Here is a 21258-nt window from a genome sequence, read left to right as displayed (position 1 = left end):
CAACAGAGTGTAAAACGCGCGGACAGGACGCCGAAGCGGCGCCCCTGTCCTGACGTCAATCAGTCGACGTCCTTCTTCTTGCGGGCGCGCTCTTTCTCCACAGGAGCCTTTTCCACCGGCACCTTCTCCGCCTTCGGTTTGCTGGCGGGCTTGGCGGCGGCGGGCTCCTTGGCCGGTTTTTCCTTCTCTTCCTCGTCCATGCCCAGCTCGGAGATTTCCTTCAGGCGCTCGACGACACGGGCGTTGACGCTGCCCTTGGGGAAGTGGCCCTTGGCATCCGGCGCACCGGCTGGCTCGCCGACCAGCAGGCTCAGCGCCTCGTCGGCCTGGCGCACGGCGTAGATGTGGAACTGGCCGTTGCGCACCGCCTGCAGCACGCGCTCGTCGAGCATCAGGGTGGCGACGTTGGCGCGCGGGATGATCACCCCCTGCTCGCCGGTCAGGCCACGCGCCTCGCAGAGGCGGAAGAAGCCTTCGATCTTCTCGTTGACCCCGCCGACCGCCTGCACTTCGCCGAACTGGTTGATCGAGCCGGTGATGGCGAAGCATTGCCGCAGCGGCGTGCGCGACAGGGCGGAGATCAGCGTGCAGACCTCGCCCAGCGAGGCGCTGTCGCCGTCCACGTAGCCATAGGACTGCTCCAGGGCGATGCTCGCGGAAATCTCCAGGGGGAACTCCTGGGCGTAGCGGCTGCCGAGGTAGCCGGTGAGGATCATCACGCCCTTGGAGTGGATCGGCTGGCCGAGGTTGACTTCGCGCTCGATGTCGACGATGCCGCTGCCGCCCGGGTAGACGGTGGCGGAGATGCGCGCCGGCATGCCGAAGGCGGAGTCGCCGACTTCCAGCACGGTCAGGCCGTTGCACTTGCCCACCGCGGCGCCTTCGCTGTCGATCAGGATGATGCCGGCGAGAATGTCGTCGAGAATCCGCGCCGACACACGGCCGGTGCGGGTTTCCTTGGCCTTCAGGGCACGTTCGATGTGGCCCAGGTCGGTCACCTCCTGACCGGCCAGCTGGCGAATGAAGTCCGCTTCGCTGACCAGCTGGAACAGGTCGCCGATGCGTGCCGAGAGGCGACCCTGGTGTTCAGCCAGGCGGGCGCTGTAGGTCGCCAGGCGCGCCACGGCTTCACGGCTGAGCGGTGCCAGGCCCTCTTCCGAGGTGCGGGTCTTGAGCAGCTGGGCGAACTGTTCGAGGCTGTCCTCGGCGAGCGGGATGTCCTCGTCGAAGTCCACCAGCACGCGGAACATCTCCTGGAAGTCCGGATCGAGGTCCTGCAGCGTGTAGTAGATCTGCCGCGAGCCGATGATGATCACCTTGATGTTCAGCGGGATCACCTGGGGCGTCAGGCTCATGGCGGTGAGGCGGCCGAGTTCGGCCAGGGGCGATTCCATCTTCAGCTGGCGCGACTGCAGCGCGCGCTTGAGGGCGTCCCAGACGAACGGCTCGCTCAGCAGCTTCTCCGCCTCCAGCACCAGGAAGCCGCCGTTGGCGCGGTGCAGAGCACCGGGGCGCAGCTGGCGGTAGCTGGTGTAGAGCGCGCCCTGGTCGGAGGCGTACTCGATGCGTCCGAACAGGTTGTCGTAGGTCGGGTGCGACTCGAACACCACCGGCGCGCCGCTGGTGGCATGGTGGCCGATCGCCTGGTTCGGCGCGTACTGCTCTTCCAGGCTCTGCTTGCGCTGCGGGTCGGTGCGCTCGGCGTCCACCAGCTGGTCGACCACGGTCTTCAGCAGGTTGAGCTGCATGGCCTGCAGGTAGGCGCTGACCCCGGAGTTGTTGTTGTACTTCTCCACCAACGGCGCCAGCAGTGGCTGCAGCGCCAGGGTGATGGTTTCCTCGTTGAGCTGGCGCAGCTGGTTGCTCGACTCGCGCTTCCACTGCGGCAGGCTGGAAAGCTCCTCGTTGAGGTGCTCTTCCAGGTCGGCGATGTCGGCATGGAAGCGCTCGCGCTCCTCTTCCGGCAGCTGGGCGAAATCGGCTTCATCCAGCGCCTTGCCGTCCTTCATCGGGGTGAAGGCGATGTTGGAGCTGTCGCGGTAGAGGGCGACCTCCTTCTCCAGCGCCAGGCGCTCGACGGTGTCCAAAGCCTTGTCGTAACGCTGGTTGAAGGCGCGGTCGATGGCGCTCTTCTTCTGCTGGTAGGCCGGGTTCTCGAACACCGAGGGGAAGGTGGAGAGCAGGTTGTCGATCAGGTGGTCGATATCGGTGCCGAACTCGGCAGCGCTGCCCGGCGGCAGCTCGATCACGCGCGGCTCGCGCGAATCGTCGAAATTGTTGACGTAGACCCAGTCGGCCGGCGTCGGCAGGCGCTTGCCCTCGGCCTTCAGATAGCGCTGCACAAAGGAGAAGCGACCGGTTCCCGGTTCGCCCATGACGAATACGTTGTAACCCGGACGCGGCATCGCCACGCCGAACTGCAGCGCCTCGACCGCGCGCTCCTGTCCGAGCACGCCCAGGAAAGGCTCCAGTTCTTCGGTGGTCTTGAAGGGAAACTGTTCGGGGGTGAAGGGGCGGGTCAGTTCATCGGGCGCCAGGCGCAGGCCGGCAGCAACGGAATCGGGCATTGGAGGTCCTTGCTTCGGGCGGCGCGAGGCCGCGGAGATTCGACCGCATTCTCGCGCCGCCCGCGCGCCACTGGCAAGGCAGTATTGGTGACAGTTTCAGTCCACCGCATCGGCGCAGCGCAGGCAGTGCTCGGCGGCCGGCAGCGCGCGCAGGCGGCGCTCCTCGATGGCCTCGCCGCAGCGCGCGCACTCGCCGTAGGTGCCGTCAGCCAGGCGCAGGCGCGCCAGGCCCACCAGGCGCATGCCGGCGTCGGCTTCGGCGAGCAAGGCGCGCAGCACGTCGTCGTTCTGCCGCTGCTGGGCCTGCTCGGCGAAGTCCGGAGAATGGCTGCGACCGAGGTCGCGGCGGATGGCTTCGGCACGCTTGGAATACTCGGCCGCCAACTGGTCCAGCGCTGGCCGTGGATCGAAATCGACCATGACTACTTCCTCGCAAGGGGAACTGATTCAAGTGTGGTCGGTTCCAAGACTTCCGCCGCTGATGCCGATCAACTGCCGGTCATCCCGGCCCATTCAGCCGTGACCGGCCATACTGGCTGCGGCAGCGGTTGCCTTGACACTCGCAAGGCATTGGAGAAAAGCTCTGACCAGGCGCTGTTTTGCTGTCAGCGACTGTTCACCGGTCCCCGACCTCAAAAAGAGAGAAAAACGATGAAAAGGATTCTGCTCGGTACCCTCCTCGCCACCGCCTCCCTGAGCGCCCTCGCCGATGCCCCCGGCAGCGACGGCTGCGGCTGGGGCAACATGCTGTTCAAGGGCCAGCGCGGCACCGCCACCCACGTCCTGGCAGCCACCACCAACGGCACCAGCGGCAACAACACCTTCGGCATGACCACCGGCACCAACGGTTGCCACACCAATGGCGCGCTGACCTACGGCGGCAAGCCGATGATCGTGCTCAGCAGCATGATGGATGAGCTCTCCGAAGACATGGCCAAGGGTGACGGCGAAGCGCTGACCACCTACGCCGTCGTGCTGGGCGTGAAGCCCGAGGACCGCGCACACTTCGCCCAGGTCACCCACGAGCACTTCGCGCAGATCTTCAACAAGTCCGACGTCACCGCCGAAGACGTCTACGCCAACACCCAGGCCGTCCTGAAACAGGACAGCACCCTGGCCAAGTACGCCGAACAGGCCTGATGGCCAACGCGAGCCCGCCTCCTGAGGGCGGGCTCACCCTTCCTTCCCAGTAGCCCACTCGATGCCCAAACGCCTGTTGCCCTGGATGGCGCTGTGCGCCTGCACCCCACTGCTGGCTTCGCCGGCGATCGACTCACAACGCCTGCAGAGCCTGGCCGACGAGCCCTACTGGCTGGCCCTGGGTCACTACGAGCACGCCAAGCTCGGTGGCTGGCGCAGCTTCGTCGACGACCCGAAGTTCTTCCTCGCCAAGGACGGAGACCGCCATCCGCAGTCGGAACTGGCCGCCACCGTGAAGGCGCTCTACGCCCCGGCCAGCCTCGGCGACAAGCATGCCCAGTGCGTGTACCCGGCGCGCACCCGCTGGCTGCGCCAGCAATTGCAGCTCGATGACCTGCCGGCCGTGGAGTGCAAGGAATTCACCACCTGGTACCAGGACATCAACCCGCACAGCGCCGTGCTGGTGTTCCCGGCCGCCTACCTGAACAGCCCGTCCTCGATGTTCGGCCACACCCTGCTGCGCATCGACCAGGCCGACGTCGACTCCGACAACACCGCCCTGCTCAGCTACGCGCTCAACTTCGGCGCCTACATCGAGGGCATGGACAACAGCATCCTCTACGCCTGGAAGGGCCTGATGGGCGGCTATCCCGGCCTGTTCGCCCTGGTGCCCTACCGCGAGAAGCTCTCCGAATACAGCCGACTGGAGAACCGCGACCTCTGGGAATACCGCCTGAACCTGACGCCGGAAGAAACTGCGCGCATGGTCGAGCACGTCTGGGAGCTGAAGCAGATCCGCTTCAAGTACTACTTCTTCGACGAGAACTGCTCCTTCCGCCTGCTGGAGCTGCTGGAGATCGCCCGCCCCGGAACTGAGCTCACCGACCACTTCCCGATCACCGCCATCCCCACCGACACGGTGCGCGCGGTGAAGGACGCCGGGCTGATCGACCGGGTGGACTACCGCCCCTCCCGCGAGCGCGAACTGCTGGCCCGCGGCGAACCGCTGAGCCACGACGAGAAGGTGCTGGCCCGCCACATCGCCGACGACGACAGTCAGCTGCAAAGCCCCGAGTTCGCCGCCCTGCCCGCCGACCGCCAGGCGCTGGTACAGGACACCGCCTTCCGCCTGGTGCGCTACCGCGCCACCGGCCAGGAACGCGACCAGTCCACCGCCTCGCGCAGCTACAACCTGCTCAAGGCGATCAACAAGAACCCGCCGCCGGCGCTGGACGTGGAGCGCCCCGGCCAGCCGGAAAACGGCCACGAATCGCGCACCTGGCAGGTAGGCGCCGGCAGCCGCGACGGCGAAGCTTTCGCCCAGTACGGCCTGCGCATGGCCTACCACGACCTCGACGACAACGCCTACGGCTTCCCCCTCGGCGCGCAGATCGAGATCGGCCAGCTCAAGCTGCGCCAGTACGAAGGCAACCGCTGGCAGCTGCAGCAACTGGACCTGGTCACCATCCGCTCCATGACGCCGCGCAACGAGCTGCTGAAACCGCTGTCCTGGCAGGTTGCCGGCGGCTGGGAACGAGTGATCGGCAAGCACAGCGACAACGACCACGACACCCTGGTCGGCCACCTCAACGGCGGCGCCGGCGGCAGCTGGAAGCTCTCCGACGACCTGCAGGCCTACGCCCTGGGCACCGCGCGCATCGAGAACAACCAGGACTTCGCCGCCACCATCGCCCCGGCCATGGGCTTCGACACCGGCATCCTGTGGAGCAACCCGCTGGGCAACCTCAGCCTCGAGGGCAAGGGCGACTACTTCCACAACGGCGAAGTGCGCCGCACCCTGAGCTTCGGCCAGCAGGTGGAACTGGGCCGCAACCTCGGCCTGCGCCTGTCGGCCCAGCGCGAATTCAGCCATGAGGCCAGTCCGCGCAACGAAGTGATGCTGGAACTGCGCTGGTACCACTACTGACCGGGGAAGGCGCGCTGCGGCCAATGCCGTGCGCGCCTTCGCCGGCGTCACTCCAGATAGGCAGCCACTTCTTCCGCACTGAGGAAACGCACCAGTTCCACCGACGGCTGATGCGCATCGTGCAGCCGATCGGCAAAGCCCGACCAGGAGCGTGACACGCCCTCTTCGGTATCCAGCGCAATCAGTACGCAGCGGCCATGCTTGCGGCTATTGCTGCGCAGCGGCGCCTCGCCCCACGCCCAGGCCAGACTGTTGACCAGCTCGCCCTTCTCGAAGGCGAAGGCCTGCAGCCACAGGTACTGTGCGCAGTCTTCCCGCGGCACGTCGGCAACCGGGAGCGGTGCCGCGACCCGCAACCCGAGCTGCTCACCATGGGCAGCCAACAGCGGCTGCAGCAGGGAGAACGCATGGAAGTTGCAATTGATGCCCTGCGCACTCACCACCAGACCACTGCGCGTCGCGGGCAGCACGACCACCAGCTCGTCTTCGTAGGTCAGCGCCGCGGCATGGTCGAGGAAGTGCAGATTCTCGAAGGGCAGCGTGGTGTTGGATTTCACCATGGCGTCGATATCGCGGAGCAGCTCGCCATGGGCCAGGAAATCGCGGTGATTTTCCCGCGAACGCATCAGCATGGTCATCAGCGGCAGCACCAGCAGATCGACCGCCGGATGCGCGCTGTCGATGAGTAGCGACTGCGAAGGCGTCAGGCTATCGAGCCGCGCGCGGGCCTGCCGGGCGGCGGCCTGCGCTTCTTCGTCGTCCTCGACCTCTTCGTCAGCGCAGTACGGACGCAGCATCGCCAGCGCACGCGCCAACGCGCCGAGCACCGCGGCGAAGGCAATACGCGGGCTGGCACCACCTTCCACCCAACTGCCGCAGAACAGCGCCAGCAGCGATGCGCGGTTGGGATTGAACTCGGGAAACAATGCCGCGCACTGGGCAAGCATCGTGTCCGCAAGGGGCGTGCCCAGGGTGTCGCGGTACAGCTCGCGGACATCGGAGCGGCGGACGAAATCCTGCGCCTCGACCCGATCCTCCGGTGCACTCACCGGCTGGCGCAGGAACTCGACCAGCGATTCTGGCAGAGTGGTTTCGCAGGTCATGGAATCTCTCCACGGGCCGCCGGGTCATCGAGCTGATACTCCGCGACGCCTTGCTCGGCAAACCAGCGGATCACCGCCTCGCGCTGCATCACCCGCGCATGCACCGGCGCATTGCCGCCGCCGGTCAGCAGCCGGCCAAGGTCGCAACCCCGGTCGCGCAGCTGTTCCAGCAGCGCGATATCGCCGCTGCGCACCGCATGCGTCAGCGCCAGGCGTTGCAGCTCCGGCTCACCGGCAATCCGCCCCTGCTCCAGCGCCGTGCGCCAGTCGCGTACCAGCGGCCGCAGCGAATCCTGCAGCTGTTGCGCCAGCGCTGCGCCCTCGGCGCCAGAGGTGGCCAGCTCATCCAGGGCCTCGAGTAGTTCCTGCCCGGCATCCGCACCCTCGGCGAACGGGTCTTCATCGAAGCCCAGCAACGCGAACAGGCCATACAGGTCGTCTGCCACCCTGGTCAGGGCATCCTCATGCAGACGCAGCTGCCAGGCTGGCGGCAAGGCGCGACTCCAGGCATAGATGGCGCCGAACTCTTCCGGCTCGACGCAGACGTAGATCCGCTCCAGGTACTCGAAACCACCGATGGGCAGGAAGCCCACGCGGCCGTCCCACTCCTGGCCATTCTCCTCGGCGACTTCCTCGGCGCACTCCTGCTCGTGCGCCAGCCAGCCCCAGAGGTCGTTGTAGCCGTCGCTGTCCGGATAGAACAATTCGTTGAAGGAGTAAGGATGGAGGTGGCCGTCGTAGTCCACGCACAGCTCGTAATCCAGCCGGCCACCGAAACTGCAGCGCCACAGGGCGACCAGTTCACGCGGCAGTTGGCTGCCCAGGCGTTGTTCGACCTCGGCCAGTTGGGCATCGCTGATCGGCGGCTGCGCGTCATGGATAATGCGCCCGGCGAACCAGGCCAGGCGGTGGTCACGCGGCAGTTGCTGCTGGGCAGCCGTGAGCTCAGGCATGTTGACTCTCCCGACGCAGCACATCGCGCGCGCTCATGAGGGCAACACCCAGCAGGTTCAGCCCGCGCCAGCGCGCCGGGTTGCCCGCGTCGGGATGATCGACCGCCAGGCCGATGCCCCAGATGGCGTCCACCGGGCTGGCCTCGACCAGCACGCGATCGCCCGTGCCCAGCAGGAATTCGCGCAGGGCCGGGTTCTGCCCGAACTTGGCGTGGTTGGCGCGAGTGACAATGGCCAGGCGCTCGGCGTTCCAGGCGGCCTCGTCGAAGCCGAGGATCTCGCGGCCGATGGATTTGGCCTCAGCCGGCGTGCGCGCCGCGAGAATCCGCGCCAGCGCCGCCTCGTCACCGAACAGTCGGGCCTTGCCGGCCATCATGTAGTGCTCAGCACTGGTGTAGGTCACTCCGTCGATCTCGAAGGCCGCTTCGAACCACTGGCTGAAGCAGCTCTTGTCGACTTCCACGGAGTGCTTCGGGCGATGCCCCCAGAAGTACAGGTACTTGAACGCCTCGCCCGCCTCGATGCGTCGGCACAGCTGCTCGACACTCATCGGTTCTTCCATGATCGGCTCCTTGCCGCTACCGCAAAACGCCGATTCTAGCGCACCCCATCGGTGATCCCGGACCAATCCAGGCCGAAGCGCGCCAGGTACTTGCGCAGGCGGTCGGCGTCGTTGGGGTTCTGCTTTTCCTGGCGCGAGACAGCGAACAGCTGGCGACCGGCGTCGGACAGGCTGCGCGCCTGCCGGCAGACGTCGATCACCGCTTCCAGCTGCAGACGGTCGAACAGGTCCAGCGCCTCGGCGCCCTCCTCCCCCAGCAAGCGATCCAGCAGGCTCTGCGCCTGGGTCGCGCCCCAGGAGCGGCGCAGCCGGCCGATCTCTTCCTCCACCAGCGCCTCGTCGATCCGTCCGCTGTCGGCCAGGGTCGCCATGCGCGTGATGGATGCCGACAGCTCGCGGAAGTTGCCGCTCCACAAGGCCTGCGCCGAGTTGGCGAAAGCCAGGTAGCGCGTGCGCGCCTCGCGGTTGAAGCGCACCAGGCGACCCTGCTCGCGGGCGTGGCGTTCCAGCTCGAAGTCGATGTTCGGCTCGATGTCTTCGCGGCGCCCGGCCAGCCCCGGCAGGTCGAACGTCCAGAGGTTGATGCGGGCGAACAGGTCCTCGCGGAACAGCCCCTCGGCCACCCGTTCGCGCAGATCGCGGTGGGTGCCGGCGATCAGCTGGAAGTCGCTGCCCACCTCGCGGTCCGAGCCCAGCGGGAAGAAGCGCTTCTCTTCGATGGCCTTGAGCAGCATGGCCTGCTCGTCCAGGCCCAGCTCGCCGATCTCGTCGAGGAACAGCATGCCGCCATCCGCCGCGCGCAACAGACCTTCGCGGGCGTTCTGTGCGCCGGTGAAGGCGCCCTTGATGTGGCCGAACAGCGCGGACATGGCGCCGTCGCCGCGCAAGGTCGCGCAGTTCACCTCGACGAAACGGCCCTGGAACTGGTGCCGTGCGCGCTTGAGTTCGTACACGCGGCGAGCAAGGAACGACTTGCCGGCGCCGGTCGGGCCGATCAGCAGCATCGGCGCGCGGGAGCGCCCGGCAACCCGCTCGATCTGCTCGATGGAGCGGTTGAAGTCGGCGTTGCGCGTGGCGATGCCGGACTTGAGGAAGGCCAGGCTTTCCTCCTGTTCACGGCGAAAGCGCGTGGCGATGCGGTCGTAGCGCGACAGGTCGAGGTCGATGACCGTGACCGTCCCTTCCGGCTGCCGCGCCTCGTCCTTGCGCCGCGACGGAGAAGCCTGCACCAGTCGCGCCGGCAGGTAGCGCGCCTCGGTGAGGAGGAACCAGCAGATCTGCGCGACGTGGGTCCCGGTGGTGATGTGCACCAGGTAGTCCTCGTGCTCGGTATCGAAGGCGTAGCCGCCGACGAAATCGTGCAGCGCGCCGTAGACCTCCTCGAAGTCCCACGGGTTGCGCAGCGCCATGGGCTGCAGGCGCACCTCGGTCTCCGGGGAGACGAGCCGCACATCGGCGGCAATGCGCTCGGCCAGCCCGATATCCCGCGCATCCAGCCCGTGGATCAGTTCCAGGCGGTCGACCAGCAGGTCCTGCTGCTGGCACAGGCCGACCGTGGGTCGCCATTTCTGCCAGCGCGCTGCGCCCTTGCCGACGCGATCCAGGGTTGAACCGAGGAAGCCGATGGCGACGGTTTTCTTGGCTTTCATCTTTTATCCATGAAGATAAATAACGATCTCAGAATATCCATAAAGTCCATAACCGGCCAATCGTCGAGAATGGACTCCCGCACCCAACAAATAATTAATTTGTTATTTATCAAATAGTTATAAGAAAAGAACACCACCCGAAAACAAACCTGGCACGCCCCTCGCTATATCTCCCTCGACCGCATCGCTGATGCAGCCCACGGGCAGGGACTACCACTCCCGCCGGTGCCCGAGCCCCCCTGGTGTCGGCTTCGTGCATGCCGCTGCAGCAGTCACGGTCGATGGCGCGGTAGCTCAGCCCGGTAGAGCACTCCACTTCGCTGGAGCCGTCGCAGGTTCGAATCCTGCCCGCGCCGTTCGATAGCTCAGTCCGGTAGAGCAGCCATCCACGAAATGGCCTGTCGCGGGTTCGACTCCCGCTCGAACACTGCCCTGTTAAGGCAGCTACTCATGAAGGCAACACCCCGCCGGTGGGCGACGGGAGAGGCGCAAAGAGTCCAGGAAGGCCGGACACGCCAGGGACCCGAAGCCACCGCCGGCCCGCCCGGTACGAGGACCGGGCCCGCGACAAGGCAAGTGCTGGCCGATGGATTCGGCGCAATGGACAGGCAGTCCGCAGCACCTGGCTCTCGCAGGCCCCCGCCTCGCCACCCGACGGGCTGGCGGACACCGGCACCCAGCACAACAGAAGCACGCACAACAGAAGAAGGAAGAAAGATGAAACTGCTGAAGCGCTTTACCGTGAAGAAGAACGAACGCGGCCTGCTGTACTCCGAGGGCGATTTCCTGGCAGTCCTCGAGCCGGGCATCCACCGCCATCTGGACCTGTACAACCGCCTGAGCGTGGAAACCTTCAGCCTGAACACCCCGCTGTTCGAACACCGCCTGGCTGGCTACCTGCGCCAGTCCGAAGCGGCGCTGGTCGAACGCTACTTCACCCGCATGGACCTGGCCGAGAACGAGGCCGGCCTGCGCTTCGAGGACGGCGTGCTGGCGGAAATCCTCGCGCCGGGCAGCCGCCGGCTGTACTGGAAAGGCCAGACCGAACAGCGCCTGGAGCGCATCGACCTGAGCCAGGAGTACCGCGTGGCTCCGGCGCTGTTGCAGCAGATGCAGGGCAACCTGCGCGGTCGCAGCGTGGTCGGCGTCGAGGCGCTGCTGGTGACCCTGGTACCGGCTTACCAGGTCGGCGTGCTGAAGGTCGACGGCGCGGTGGTCGAGTTGCTGCCGGCAGGCCAGTACGGTTTCTGGCGCTACAACCGCCAGGTCAGCGTGGAGCTGATCGATACGCGGATCCAGGCGCTGGAAGTCAGCGGCCAGGAAATCCTCACCCGCGACAAGGTGAGCCTGCGCCTGAACCTGGCCGCCAACTGGCGTTACAGCGACGTGCTGACAGCGTTTTCCAGCCTGTCCAAGCCGCTGGAACACCTCTACCGCGAGCTGCAATTCGGCCTGCGCGCGGCGGTGGGCACCCGCTCGCTGGATGAGTTGCTGGAAAACAAGCAGCTCATCGACGACTCGGTCAGCGCCTACCTGAAGGAGCGACTGCCGGGCACCGGCATCGAGGTCAGCGGCCTGGGCGTGCGCGACATCATCCTGCCGGGCGAGATGAAGACCCTGCTGGCCCAGGTGGTGGAGGCGGAGAAGGCGGCGCAGGCGAACGTGATCCGTCGCCGCGAGGAAACCTCGGCGACCCGCTCGCTGCTGAACACAGCCAAGGTGATGGAGGACAACCCCACCGCCCTGCGCCTGAAGGAACTGGAAACCCTGGAGCGGGTAGCCGAACGAATCGACCGCATCTCGGTATTCGGCGGCCTGGATCAGGTATTGAATGGACTGGTAACGCTGAAGCAGGCCTGACAAAGGCCTGCCCAGCGCAGGAGTCGGCACCGTGAAGAGCAACAAGCAACGCCGCCGGGAAATCCGCCAGGCGCGCGAGCAACGCAAGGCGAAGAAGGCCGCGCCAGCCTGGCATCCTTCGGGCCAGGTCGCTCCGCCCGGCAGCGTCCCGGTCAACCGCTCGAACCTGGCGCCTTACAACAGCTACGGCGACCCGTTGTTCGTGCGCCGTGGCTGGTACGAGGACGGGGATTTCACCTGCCATGACTGCGGCGCCGAGCAGACCTGGACCGCCGCCCAGCAGAAGTGGTGGTACGAAGACTGTAAGGGACAGGTGTTTTCCACGGCGATACGCTGCCGCGCCTGTCGATTGAACAAACGAATTCGCGATGGCCGGGCACAACCCGCTACCGGCCAGCTCGCCAAGCAAATGAAGAGAGTCGAAACATGAGCACCAAGACCTTCCAACTGCTGGAAGTCGCCAACGGCAAACCGATCAAGCTCTGGACCCAGGGCGTGCCGGTGGAAGACGACGCCAGGCAGCAACTGATGAACACCGCGAAGATGCCCTTCATCTTCAAGCACCTGGCCGTGATGCCGGACGTGCACCTGGGCAAGGGATCGACCATCGGCAGCGTGATTCCCACCAGGGGCGCCATCATCCCGGCGGCCGTGGGTGTGGATATCGGCTGCGGCATGATCGCCGCACGCACCTCGCTGGTCGCCGCGGACCTGCCGGATAACCTGCACGGCCTGCGCACCGCCATCGAGAAGGCCGTGCCCCACGGTCGCAGCAACACCCGGGCAGGCCGCGACAAGGGCGCCTGGGAAAACGTGCCCGATCACGCCGACGACGCATGGCGCGCACTGGCCGGCCGCTTCAAGGTGATTACCGACAAGCACCCGAAACTGGAGAAAACCAACAACCGCAAGCACCTGGGAACCCTCGGTACCGGCAACCACTTCATCGAGGTCTGCCTCGACGAAGCGGACCGCGTCTGGTTCATGCTGCACAGCGGCTCGCGCGGCGTGGGTAACGCCATCGGCAACCTGTTCATCGAACTGGCCCAGGCGGATATGCGCCAGCACATCGCCAACCTGCCGGACCGTGATCTGGCCTACTTCGAGGAAGGCAGCCAGCACTTCGATGACTACGTGGAAGCCGTGGGTTGGGCCCAGGACTTCGCCCGGCAGAACCGCGAGCTGATGATGCAATCGGTGATCGCCGCGGCGCGGCAGATCATCCGCAAGCCGTTCGAGGCGAGCCTGGAAGCGGTGAACTGCCACCACAACTATGTGCAGAAGGAACGCCACTTCGGCGAAGAGGTACTGGTGACGCGCAAAGGCGCGGTGTCTGCGCAGAAAGGCCAGCTCGGCATCATTCCGGGATCGATGGGCGCCAAGAGCTTCATCGTCCGCGGCCTGGGCAACGAAGAAGCGTTCTGCTCGTGCAGCCACGGCGCCGGGCGGACCATGAGCCGCACCAAGGCGAAGAAGCTGTTCAGCGTCGAGGACCAGGTGCGCGCCACCGCCCACGTCGAATGCCGCAAGGACGCCGACGTGATCGACGAGATTCCGATGGCCTACAAGGACATCGACGCCGTGATGGACGCCCAGCGCGAGCTGGTGGAAGTGCTGCATACCCTGCGCCAGGTGGTCTGCGTGAAAGGATGAGGTGAGGACATGCTGCAACCCATGGAAAACCAGCGCATGCAGGAACTGCGCAGCCGCCTGGAACAGGAGCGCTGCGTCTTCGACTTCCGTGTGCTGACACTCGACCCTACCGCCACGCCCGGCGAAGCGGAACATCGCCTGGCGTTGCAGCTGCTGTTCGAGTCCATCCAGGAGCGCGCGCGCAACTGGCAGGCGGACGTCATCGCCCGCCACCCGCAATACGCCAACCATGAATGGGCGGACCTGACGCCGGACCTGGCGCGGGCCCGCCCACAGGCACTCGGCATCGAGGAAATACGCGAGCTGAACCGCGACGACGGTCCGCTGTGCCGCGCCTTCCGCGACCCGCCCTACGGCACACAGCTGCAGGTCGCGGACTTCCGCGAATGGCTGCAGGCACTGCGGCTGTATCCGGACGAAGGCCTGCAGGTGCTCGACTGGGTTGGCGACGGCGACGCCGAACCGCATCGCAGCAACTGGAGCTGCTACTTCGATGACGGCAAGGAATGGTGGGGCATCTGGTGCCTCACCCTGTACAACCCGCGACGACGAACATTGTCCGCGCTGGCCGCCAGCGCGACGGACTGAAAGAACAAGGAATACCCCATGAACAGGGACGAACGACACCCGCTCCCCGCCGCCATGCGCGAAAGGGTGCTGGAAGAACTGGCAAGACTGGAACAGGAGCGCGGCGTGACCGTGCTCTACGCATGCGAATCCGGCAGCCGCGCCTGGGGCTTCGCCTCGCCGGACAGCGACTACGACGTGCGCTTCGTCTACGTGCACCAGCCGGACTGGTACCTGCGCGTGGAAGAGCCGCGCGACGTGCTGGAGCGCCCGCTGACCGACGAACTGGATCTCAGCGGCTGGGAGCTGCGCAAGACGCTGCGGCTGCTGCGCAAGTCCAACCCGACGTTGCTGGAGTGGCTGGACTCGCCGCTGATGTACCGCAGCGAAGCAGCAGCGACCGAGGGCCTGCGTCAACTGGCGCAGGATTTCTACTCGCCCGCCGCAGCGCGGGCGCACTACCTCTCGATGGCGAAGAAGAACTTCCGTGGCTATCTGCAGGGCGAAGAGGTTCGCTACAAGAAGTACCTCTATGTGCTGCGCCCGCTGCTGGCGGTGCGCTGGATCGACCAGGGCCTCGGTATGCCGCCGATGGTCTTCGAGACACTGATGGAAGCGACCCTCGACGACGCGGCGCAGCGCGCCGAAGTCGAGGAACTGCTGGTGCTCAAGCGCCAGGCGGTCGAGGCCGAATATGGCCCGGCGCGCCCGGCCCTGCACCGGCTGATCGAGGAACAGCTGCAACGCGCGGAAGCCCTCGGCGCACCCCGTGGCGGCTGCCACGAGCCGGAGCGCCTGGACCGTTTCCTGCGCGAACAGGTAAGGAAGCACGCGAGATGAACAAGCACCTGATCGAACTCGACGGCGCCGAAGGCGGCGGGCAGATTCTGCGCAGCGCGCTGAGCCTGTCGATGATCACCGGCAAGGCCCTGCGCATCGTCAACATCCGTGGACGCCGCTCGCGGCCGGGGCTGCTGCGCCAGCACCTGACGGCCGTGCGCGCGGCGGCGGAAATCTGCGCCGCGGTGGTGGAAGGCGACGAGCTGGGCTCGCGCAGCCTGACCTTCCGCCCCGGCACGATTCGCGGCGGCGACTACCGCTTCGCCATCGGCAGCGCGGGCAGCGCCGTGCTGGTATTGCAGACGCTGCTGCCAGCCCTGCTGTTCGCCGATGGGCCGAGCAGCCTGGCGATCAGCGGTGGTACGCACAACCCGCTGGCGCCGCCGGCGGACTTCATCGAGCGCAGCTGGCTGCCGTTGCTGCGGCGCATGGGTGCGACGGTGGCCTTCGAGTTGCTGCGCCATGGCTTCATGCCCGCCGGCGGCGGCGAATTGCGGGTACAGGTGGAGCCCGGCGAGTTGCAGCCGCTGCATCTGCCGCAGGCCGGTGCCGTACTTTCGCGCTCGGCCCGCGCCCTGCTGGCGGCCGTTCCCGGCCATGTGGCGGAACGCGAACTGGAGAAGGTGAAGCGGCATCAGGACTGGCACGCAGCCTCCGCACAGGTCGTCCGCCTGCCGGAAGACCAGGGCCCGGGCAACGCCCTGCTGCTGGAAGTCGAATGCGAGCAGCTCACCCTGGTGTTCTGCGCCTTCGGCCAGTCCGGGGTCAGCGCCGAGCGTGTCGCCAGCCAGGCGTTGCGCCAGGCCGATGACTGGCGCCGCAGCGGCACCAGCGTCGAGGAACACCTCGCCGACCAGTTGTTGCTGCCCATGGCGCTGGCCGGCGGCGGCAGCTTCAGCACGCCGGTTGCGAGCGATCATCTCTTGAGCAACCGCGCGGTGATCGAAGCCTTCCTGCCGGTGCGGATCGACTGCACGGCAGGGCAGGCAGCTGGCCAGCACATCCGCATCACGCCGGCTTGACGCTTTCCTCACGAGCCGCCCAATAGAGTCGCGCCATGTCACCTCGAGTGGCGCCAACTCTTCCGGCGTGTGTGCCCGCCCTACCGGCACACGGGAGTCTCCATGGCGCAGCGCGCCGCCCTCGCCCTGCTCTGCGCCGCGCTGCTCGCCGGCTGCGAAACCACCCATGAAAGCCTCATCGCCCAGGGCTATCCGCCCGCCTATGCCGACGGCTATGACGACGGCTGCGGTAGCGGTCGCCAGGCGGCCGGCGCGATTACCGGCGAGTTCCGCAAGAACGTGCCGCGCTACCTCGATGAGCCGAAGTACGCCCTGGGCTGGAACGACGGCTTCCAGCAATGCCAGGCCATGCGCGCGAGCCAGGAACGCCAGGAGTACGAGGAACAACGCAACAGCGATCGGGACCGCGACTGGGAACAGCAGAAAGACCGCGCGCTGTCCCGCGCCCTGCGTGGCAACTGACCGCTGCGGCAACCATCCGCACCCACGCCGGAACGCCCGCTTGATTTCGGTCAAGCCGGCTCCCGCCCACCTGGCCTCTCCTTGAACTCAGAAGAAACCAAAAGCCTGAGACAAGGAGACTCCACATGCAGCCCATCAAACTGGCCCTGGGCAGTCTGCTGCTGGCCGTGAGCACGGCGGCGGCACAAGCGAACGCCGACGTCCTGCGCGACAACGCCAACAGCATCTTCAAGCCCATCCCGGAGCAGGCCAGCGACAAGCTCGACCCCAACCAGATCGAACTGGGCCGGCAGCTGTTCTTCGAGCCGCGCCTGTCGGCCAGCCACGTGATCAGCTGCAACACCTGCCACAACATCGGCACCGGCGGCGCCGACAACGTGCCTGCGTCCAGCGGTCATGCCTGGCAGAAAGGCGCGCGCAACTCGCCCACCGTGTTCAACGCGGTGTTCAACGTTGCGCAGTTCTGGGATGGCCGCGCCAAGGACCTGGAAGAACAGGCCAAGGGCCCGGTGCAGAACCCGGTGGAGATGCACAACACGCCTAAGAACGTCGAGGCCACGCTGCGCAGCATGCCGGAGTACGTCGCCTCCTTCGAAAAAGCCTTCCCCAGCGACAAACAACCGGTCAGCTTCGACAACATGGCCCGCGCGCTGCAAGCCTTCGAGTCGACCCTGATCACCCCGGACTCGCGCTTCGACCTGTACCTCAAGGGCGACGACAACGCCCTCGATGCCAGGGAGAAAAAGGGTCTGCAGACCTTCATGAGCTCGGGCTGCATCAGCTGCCACAACGGCGTGAACCTGGGTGGCCAGGCCTACTTCCCGTTCGGCCTGGTGAAGAAGCCCGACGGCAAGATCCTGCCCACCGGTGACAAGGGCCGCTTCGAGGTGACCAAGACGCAGAACGACCAGTACGTGTTCCGCGCCGCGCCCCTGCGCAACATCGCGCTGACCGCGCCGTACTTCCACAGCGGGCAGGTCTGGGACCTGGAGGAAGCGGTGGCGATCATGGGCACCGCGCAACTGGGCAAGCAGTTGAACGCCGAGGAAGTCGGCGACATCGTCGCCTTCCTCAAGACCGCCACTGGCAAGCAGCCGAAGGTGGAATACCCGCTGCTGCCGCCAAGCACGGCGACCACGCCGAAGCCGGTGGACTGAGCGAAATGAAAAACGGGCCCGACGGGCCCGTTCTTCATTTCCGGGGAGTGGTCAGACCACGCCCTGAGCCAGCATCGCGTCGGCGACCTTGACGAAGCCGGCGATGTTGGCGCCCTTCACGTAGTTGATCCGGCCATTCTCCTCGCCATAGGCGACGCAGGCATGGTGGATGTTCTGCATGATGCCGTGCAGGCGCTGGTCCACTTCACCGGCGGTCCACAGCAGGCGCATGGCGTTCTGACTCATCTCCAGGCCGCTGGTGGCGACGCCGCCGGCGTTGGAAGCCTTGCCCGGCGCGTAGAGAATGCCGGCCTCGAGGAAGATATCCACAGCCTCCAGGGTCGACGGCATGTTCGCGCCTTCGGCCACGCAGATGCAGCCGTTGGCCAGCAGGGTGCGCGCGTCGTTGGCGTCCAGCTCGTTCTGGGTAGCGCAGGGCAGCGCGATATCGCAGGCCAGCGACCACGGGCGCTCACCGGCAATGAAGCGCAGGCCGGGGCCGGTCATCTCGCTGAGGCGACCGCGACGGACGTTCTTCAGCTCCATCACTGCTTCCCACTGTTCCAGGGTCAGGCCGGCCTCGAAGAACAGGGTGCCTTCGGAGTCGGACAGCGAGATCACCTTGCCGCCCAGTTCCATGACCTTCTGCGCGGCGTACTGGGCCACGTTGCCGGAACCGGAGATGGCCACGCGCTGGCCGTCGAAGCCGCTCTCGCGGGCCTTGAGCATCTCCTGGGCGAAGTACACGCAGCCGTAGCCGGTGGCTTCCGGGCGGATCAGGCTGCCGCCGTAGGACATGCCCTTGCCGGTCAGCACCGAGGTGAACTCGTTAGACAGGCGCTTGTACTGGCCGAACAGGTAGCCGATCTCGCGGGCGCCCACGCCGATGTCGCCGGCCGGCACGTCGAGGTCAGCGCCGACGTGGCGGAACAGCTCGCTCATGAACGACTGGCAGAAGCGCATGACTTCGGCGTCGCTCTTGCCCTTGGGATCGAAGTCCGAGCCGCCCTTGCCGCCGCCCATGGGCAGTGAAGTCAGGGAGTTCTTGAAGACCTGCTCGAAGGCCAGGAACTTCAGCACGCCCAGGTTCACCGAGGGGTGGAAGCGCAGGCCACCCTTGTACGGGCCGATGGCGCTGCTCATCTGGATGCGGAAACCGCGGTTGACCCGCACTCGTCCGGCATCATCCACCCACGGTACGCGGAACAGGATCGCGCGTTCGGGCTCGACGATGCGTTCGACGATGCCGGCCTGCAGGTAGTGCGGATTGGCTTCGAGGAAGGGCCAGAGGGAGCGCAGCACCTCTTCCACCGCCTGGTGGAATTCGGGCTGATCGGGGTCGCGCCGCTTTAGGCGCTCGAGGAACGAGTCAACGGATTGCGTCATGTCTACACCGGTACTTTTCTGATTATGTGATGCTTTTTGCCGGCAGACTCTAACAATCCACGCCGCCCCGAGATAGTGCAGCGTGACGCTTTTATGAATCTTTATGGTGCAAAAATATAAATCCCACTTCTGCCGGACCGGCAGAAAAACAGATTTCTGTATACAAAATCAATAGGTAGTTGCACTCAACAAATCATGCCACCAGGACGCCCATGATGCCCACACGCCCGCTCGCGCTTCTCGCCGCCCTCACCTGCACCCTCGCCCTGCCCGCCCACGGGGCCATGAAACTGGGCAATTTCACCGAATCCGGCGCGCTGGTGGTGGCGGATACATTCGACAGCGAAGTGATCCACAAGTCGAAGTTCAGCACCGACGACCTGGAGCGCATGTCGCGCCAGCTGGAAGAACAGCAACGCAGCCTGCAGGACCAGGCGCGGCAAATCGACACACTGCAGCGCCAACTGGAGGAACAGCGCCGCGCCCTGGATGATCTCAAGCGCAGCCGCTGACCGTTGTCGGCGCGCGCCGCAAAAAAAACGGGGCCCGAGGGCCCCGTTTTCCTGCAGAAGCGGCTTACGCCAGCTTCTTGTAACGCACGCGGTGCGGCTGCGAGGCAGCGTCGCCCAGGCGTTTCTTGCGATCGGCTTCGAACTCGGTGTAGTTGCCTTCGAAGAAGACCACCTTGCCGTCGTCCTCATAAGAGAGGATGTGGGTCGCGATGCGGTCCAGGAACCAGCGATCGTGGGAGATCACGATGGCGGCGCCGGGGAAGTCCAGCAGCGCTTCTTCCAGCGCACGCAGGGTTTCCACGTCGAGGTCGTTGGACGGTTCGTCGAGCAGCAGCACGTTGCCGCCCTGCTTCAGGGTCAGGGCCAGGTGCAGACGGCCACGCTCACCACCGGAGAGGTCCTTGACGAACTTCTGCTGGTCGCCGCCCTTGAAGTTGAAGCGACCGACGTAGCTGCGCGACGGGACTTCGTAGTTGCCGATCCTGATCTGCTCGAAGCCGTCGGACACCTGCTCCCACACGGTCTTGTTGCCATCGAGGATTTCGCGGCTCTGGTCGACGCTGGCGATCTGCACGGTTTCGCCGATCTCGATGCTGCCCGAGTCCGGTTGCTCCTTGCCGGTCAGCATGCGGAACAGAGTCGATTTACCCGCGCCGTTGCCACCGATCACGCCGACGATGGCGCCCTTGGGAATGCTCAGCGACAGATCGTCGATCAGCTGGCGATCGCCATAGCCCTTGCTGACGTTGTGCAGCTCGATGACCTTGTCGCCCAGGCGCGGACCTGCCGGGATGTAGATTTCGTTGGTCTCGCTGCGCTTCTGGAATTCCTGCGATTGCATTTCCTCGAAGCGTTGCAGACGGGCCTTGGACTTCGACTGGCGAGCCTTGGCGCCCTGGCGAACCCATTCCAGTTCGGCCTTCATGGCCTTGGCGTGGGAGGCTTCCTGCTTGGCTTCCTGGGCCAGGCGGTTGGCCTTGGATTCCAGCCAGCCGGAGTAGTTGCCTTCGAAGGGGATACCCTGGCCACGGTCCAGCTCGAGAATCCAGCCGGCGACGTTGTCGAGGAAGTAACGGTCGTGGGTGATCGCTACCACGGTGCCCGGGAAGTCGTGGAGGAAGTGTTCCAGCCAGGCGACGGAGTCGGCGTCCAGGTGGTTGGTCGGTTCGTCCAGCAGCAGCATGTCCGGGGCGGACAGCAGCAGGCGGCACAGGGCGACACGGCGCTTCTCACCACCGGAAAGGTGTTCGATCTTGGCGTCCCACGGCGGCAAGCGCAGGGCGTCGGCGGCGACTTCCAGCTGGCGCTCCAGGTTGTGGCCGTCGGAAGCCTGGAGGATGGCCTCCAGCTTGGCCTGCTCGGCGGCCAGGGCGTCGAAGTCGGCGTCCGGCTCGGCGTAGGCGGCGTAGACCTCGTCCAGGCGGGCCTGGGCGGCCTTGATCTGGCCGACGGCTTCTTCGACGATCTCGCGAACGGTGGCCTGCGGGTCGAGCTTGGGCTCCTGCGGCAGGTAGCCGACGTTGATGCCCGGCATCGGGCGGGCTTCACCTTCGATCTCGGTGTCGACGCCGGCCATGATGCGCAGCAGGGTGGATTTACCCGCGCCGTTCAGGCCGAGCACGCCGATCTTGGCGCCGGGGAAGAACGACAGGGAGATGTTCTTGAGGATTTCACGCTTGGGCGGCACGACCTTGCCGACCCGGTGCATGGTGTAGACGTATTGAGCCATGGATACCTGACTTCTGGGATGAATTGTGATCGGGATGGCCGGAACGGACGACGGCAGGTTCCGGGACGCCGGCTCACTGGCCGGAGCGGCAGCGCTCGAACGCTCGCGAGCGGGCTGCCGGCGGGCGCGAACGGCCGATGGACGGCCCTTCGCGCGGGACTCTGCGGGG

General features: G+C 66.0%; 19 protein-coding genes and 1 tRNA gene. 12 read left to right on the top strand and 8 right to left on the bottom strand.

From position 1 onward, the window contains the following. Positions 1-59 precede the first annotated feature (59 nt). The gene (locus tag IB261_RS04745; protein ID WP_081517329.1) at positions 60-2567 is read right to left on the bottom strand and encodes a Lon protease family protein; all 2508 of its coding nucleotides are present in this window, start codon (positions 2565-2567) and stop codon (positions 60-62) included. A 96-nt stretch (positions 2568-2663) separates the two neighbouring features. Continuing rightward, positions 2664-2987 (bottom strand): TraR/DksA family transcriptional regulator, encoded by a 324-nt coding sequence (locus IB261_RS04740; RefSeq protein ID WP_045217219.1) that lies wholly within the window; start codon positions 2985-2987, stop codon positions 2664-2666. A gap of 231 nt (positions 2988-3218) precedes the next feature. Here IB261_RS04740 and IB261_RS04735 point away from each other — a divergent pair, with 231 nt between their 5' ends. Both IB261_RS04735 and IB261_RS04730 read left to right on the top strand, forming a co-directional pair. After that, on the top strand, positions 3219-3707 hold the full coding sequence (locus IB261_RS04735) for a DUF3015 domain-containing protein (protein WP_038803701.1): 489 nt from the start codon (positions 3219-3221) through the stop codon (positions 3705-3707). 61 nt (positions 3708-3768) lie between these two features. Next, positions 3769-5634: an Lnb N-terminal periplasmic domain-containing protein gene (locus IB261_RS04730; protein WP_192381562.1), complete on the top strand. Its 1866-nt coding sequence runs from the start codon at positions 3769-3771 to the stop codon at positions 5632-5634. A gap of 47 nt (positions 5635-5681) precedes the next feature. Here IB261_RS04730 and IB261_RS04725 read toward each other — a convergent pair whose 3' ends face one another. From IB261_RS04725 to rtcR, 4 genes are read right to left on the bottom strand one after another with little or no spacing between them, the layout of a single operon-like run. Continuing rightward, positions 5682-6737, bottom strand: coding sequence for a hypothetical protein (locus IB261_RS04725; RefSeq protein WP_192381561.1), 1056 nt, complete (start codon positions 6735-6737; stop codon positions 5682-5684). Beyond that, positions 6734-7690: an SMI1/KNR4 family protein gene (locus IB261_RS04720; RefSeq protein WP_192381560.1), complete on the bottom strand. Its 957-nt coding sequence runs from the start codon at positions 7688-7690 to the stop codon at positions 6734-6736. The genes IB261_RS04725 and IB261_RS04720 overlap by 4 nt, the downstream gene beginning before the upstream one ends. After that, entirely contained in the window at positions 7683-8252 is a 570-nt protein-coding gene (gene ybiA, locus IB261_RS04715; RefSeq protein WP_081517325.1) for a riboflavin biosynthesis intermediates N-glycosidase, read from the bottom strand. Before ybiA ends, IB261_RS04720 begins: the two co-directional genes overlap by 8 nt. 35 nt (positions 8253-8287) lie before the next feature. Further along, entirely contained in the window at positions 8288-9901 is a 1614-nt protein-coding gene (rtcR, locus tag IB261_RS04710; protein WP_151189392.1) for an RNA repair transcriptional activator RtcR, read from the bottom strand. Positions 9902-10184: 283 nt separating this feature from the next. Between rtcR and IB261_RS04705 the strand changes: the two genes are divergently transcribed. The 9 genes from IB261_RS04705 to IB261_RS04665 all read left to right on the top strand — a co-directional run bounded on the left by IB261_RS04705 (position 10185) and on the right by IB261_RS04665 (position 17462). Further along, positions 10185-10257, top strand: a tRNA-OTHER gene (locus IB261_RS04705). A gap of 361 nt (positions 10258-10618) precedes the next feature. Then, on the top strand, positions 10619-11761 hold the full coding sequence (locus IB261_RS04700; protein WP_081517323.1) for a slipin family protein: 1143 nt from the start codon (positions 10619-10621) through the stop codon (positions 11759-11761). Between the two features lie 31 nt (positions 11762-11792). Then, positions 11793-12191, top strand: a complete 399-nt coding sequence (locus tag IB261_RS04695; protein ID WP_192381559.1) for a zinc-ribbon domain containing protein — start codon at positions 11793-11795, stop codon at positions 12189-12191. Then, positions 12188-13414, top strand: a complete 1227-nt coding sequence (locus tag IB261_RS04690) for an RtcB family protein (protein WP_081517321.1) — start codon at positions 12188-12190, stop codon at positions 13412-13414. The genes IB261_RS04695 and IB261_RS04690 overlap by 4 nt, the downstream gene beginning before the upstream one ends. A 9-nt stretch (positions 13415-13423) precedes the next feature. Next, positions 13424-14002: a hypothetical protein gene (locus IB261_RS04685; RefSeq protein ID WP_151189390.1), complete on the top strand. Its 579-nt coding sequence runs from the start codon at positions 13424-13426 to the stop codon at positions 14000-14002. Between the two features lie 18 nt (positions 14003-14020). Further along, on the top strand, positions 14021-14821 hold the full coding sequence (locus IB261_RS04680) for a nucleotidyltransferase domain-containing protein (RefSeq protein WP_192381558.1): 801 nt from the start codon (positions 14021-14023) through the stop codon (positions 14819-14821). Beyond that, positions 14818-15843 carry an RNA 3'-terminal phosphate cyclase gene (gene rtcA, locus IB261_RS04675; RefSeq protein WP_192381557.1) on the top strand — a complete coding sequence of 342 codons (1026 nt, stop codon included), beginning with the start codon at positions 14818-14820 and terminating at the stop codon, positions 15841-15843. The genes IB261_RS04680 and rtcA overlap by 4 nt, the downstream gene beginning before the upstream one ends. A gap of 102 nt (positions 15844-15945) precedes the next feature. Further along, positions 15946-16305 carry a hypothetical protein gene (locus IB261_RS04670; RefSeq protein WP_192224642.1) on the top strand — a complete coding sequence of 120 codons (360 nt, stop codon included), beginning with the start codon at positions 15946-15948 and terminating at the stop codon, positions 16303-16305. A 125-nt stretch (positions 16306-16430) separates the two neighbouring features. Continuing rightward, positions 16431-17462, top strand: a complete 1032-nt coding sequence (locus tag IB261_RS04665) for a cytochrome-c peroxidase (protein WP_081517316.1) — start codon at positions 16431-16433, stop codon at positions 17460-17462. A gap of 51 nt (positions 17463-17513) precedes the next feature. On the opposite strand, the gene gdhA is transcribed toward IB261_RS04665, so the two are convergent. Next, entirely contained in the window at positions 17514-18848 is a 1335-nt protein-coding gene (gdhA, locus tag IB261_RS04660) for an NADP-specific glutamate dehydrogenase (RefSeq protein ID WP_192211143.1), read from the bottom strand. Positions 18849-19063: 215 nt separating this feature from the next. Here gdhA and IB261_RS04655 point away from each other — a divergent pair, with 215 nt between their 5' ends. Further along, entirely contained in the window at positions 19064-19360 is a 297-nt protein-coding gene (locus IB261_RS04655) for a hypothetical protein (protein ID WP_225605980.1), read from the top strand. A gap of 64 nt (positions 19361-19424) precedes the next feature. Here the strand turns inward: IB261_RS04655 and ettA are convergent, their stop codons facing one another. After that, on the bottom strand, positions 19425-21089 hold the full coding sequence (gene ettA / locus IB261_RS04650; RefSeq protein WP_192224641.1) for an energy-dependent translational throttle protein EttA: 1665 nt from the start codon (positions 21087-21089) through the stop codon (positions 19425-19427). Between the last annotated feature and the right edge of the window lie 169 nt (positions 21090-21258).

This window comes from Pseudomonas sp. PDM20 (assembly GCF_014852575.3).
Lineage (GTDB): Bacteria > Pseudomonadota > Gammaproteobacteria > Pseudomonadales > Pseudomonadaceae > Pseudomonas.
Note: the sequence above shows the minus strand (reverse complement) of the source record. Positions and strands in the feature narration are given on the sequence as shown.

Coding starts and splice junctions, on each gene's coding strand:
- IB261_RS04735 (WP_038803701.1), top strand. CDS start 3,219: ATGAAAAGGATTCTGCTCGGTACCCTCCTCGCCACCGCCTCCCTGAGC.
- IB261_RS04730 (WP_192381562.1), top strand. CDS start 3,769: ATGCCCAAACGCCTGTTGCCCTGGATGGCGCTGTGCGCCTGCACCCCA.
- IB261_RS04725 (WP_192381561.1), bottom strand. CDS start 6,737: ATGACCTGCGAAACCACTCTGCCAGAATCGCTGGTCGAGTTCCTGCGC.
- ettA (WP_192224641.1), bottom strand. CDS start 21,089: ATGGCTCAATACGTCTACACCATGCACCGGGTCGGCAAGGTCGTGCCG.
- rtcA (WP_192381557.1), top strand. CDS start 14,818: ATGAACAAGCACCTGATCGAACTCGACGGCGCCGAAGGCGGCGGGCAG.
- rtcR (WP_151189392.1), bottom strand. CDS start 9,901: ATGAAAGCCAAGAAAACCGTCGCCATCGGCTTCCTCGGTTCAACCCTG.
- IB261_RS04665 (WP_081517316.1), top strand. CDS start 16,431: ATGCAGCCCATCAAACTGGCCCTGGGCAGTCTGCTGCTGGCCGTGAGC.
- ybiA (WP_081517325.1), bottom strand. CDS start 8,252: ATGGAAGAACCGATGAGTGTCGAGCAGCTGTGCCGACGCATCGAGGCG.
- IB261_RS04690 (WP_081517321.1), top strand. CDS start 12,188: ATGAGCACCAAGACCTTCCAACTGCTGGAAGTCGCCAACGGCAAACCG.
- IB261_RS04680 (WP_192381558.1), top strand. CDS start 14,021: ATGAACAGGGACGAACGACACCCGCTCCCCGCCGCCATGCGCGAAAGG.
- IB261_RS04655 (WP_225605980.1), top strand. CDS start 19,064: ATGCCCACACGCCCGCTCGCGCTTCTCGCCGCCCTCACCTGCACCCTC.
- gdhA (WP_192211143.1), bottom strand. CDS start 18,848: ATGACGCAATCCGTTGACTCGTTCCTCGAGCGCCTAAAGCGGCGCGAC.
- IB261_RS04685 (WP_151189390.1), top strand. CDS start 13,424: ATGCTGCAACCCATGGAAAACCAGCGCATGCAGGAACTGCGCAGCCGC.
- IB261_RS04670 (WP_192224642.1), top strand. CDS start 15,946: ATGGCGCAGCGCGCCGCCCTCGCCCTGCTCTGCGCCGCGCTGCTCGCC.
- IB261_RS04745 (WP_081517329.1), bottom strand. CDS start 2,567: ATGCCCGATTCCGTTGCTGCCGGCCTGCGCCTGGCGCCCGATGAACTG.
- IB261_RS04740 (WP_045217219.1), bottom strand. CDS start 2,987: ATGGTCGATTTCGATCCACGGCCAGCGCTGGACCAGTTGGCGGCCGAG.
- IB261_RS04720 (WP_192381560.1), bottom strand. CDS start 7,690: ATGCCTGAGCTCACGGCTGCCCAGCAGCAACTGCCGCGTGACCACCGC.
- IB261_RS04700 (WP_081517323.1), top strand. CDS start 10,619: ATGAAACTGCTGAAGCGCTTTACCGTGAAGAAGAACGAACGCGGCCTG.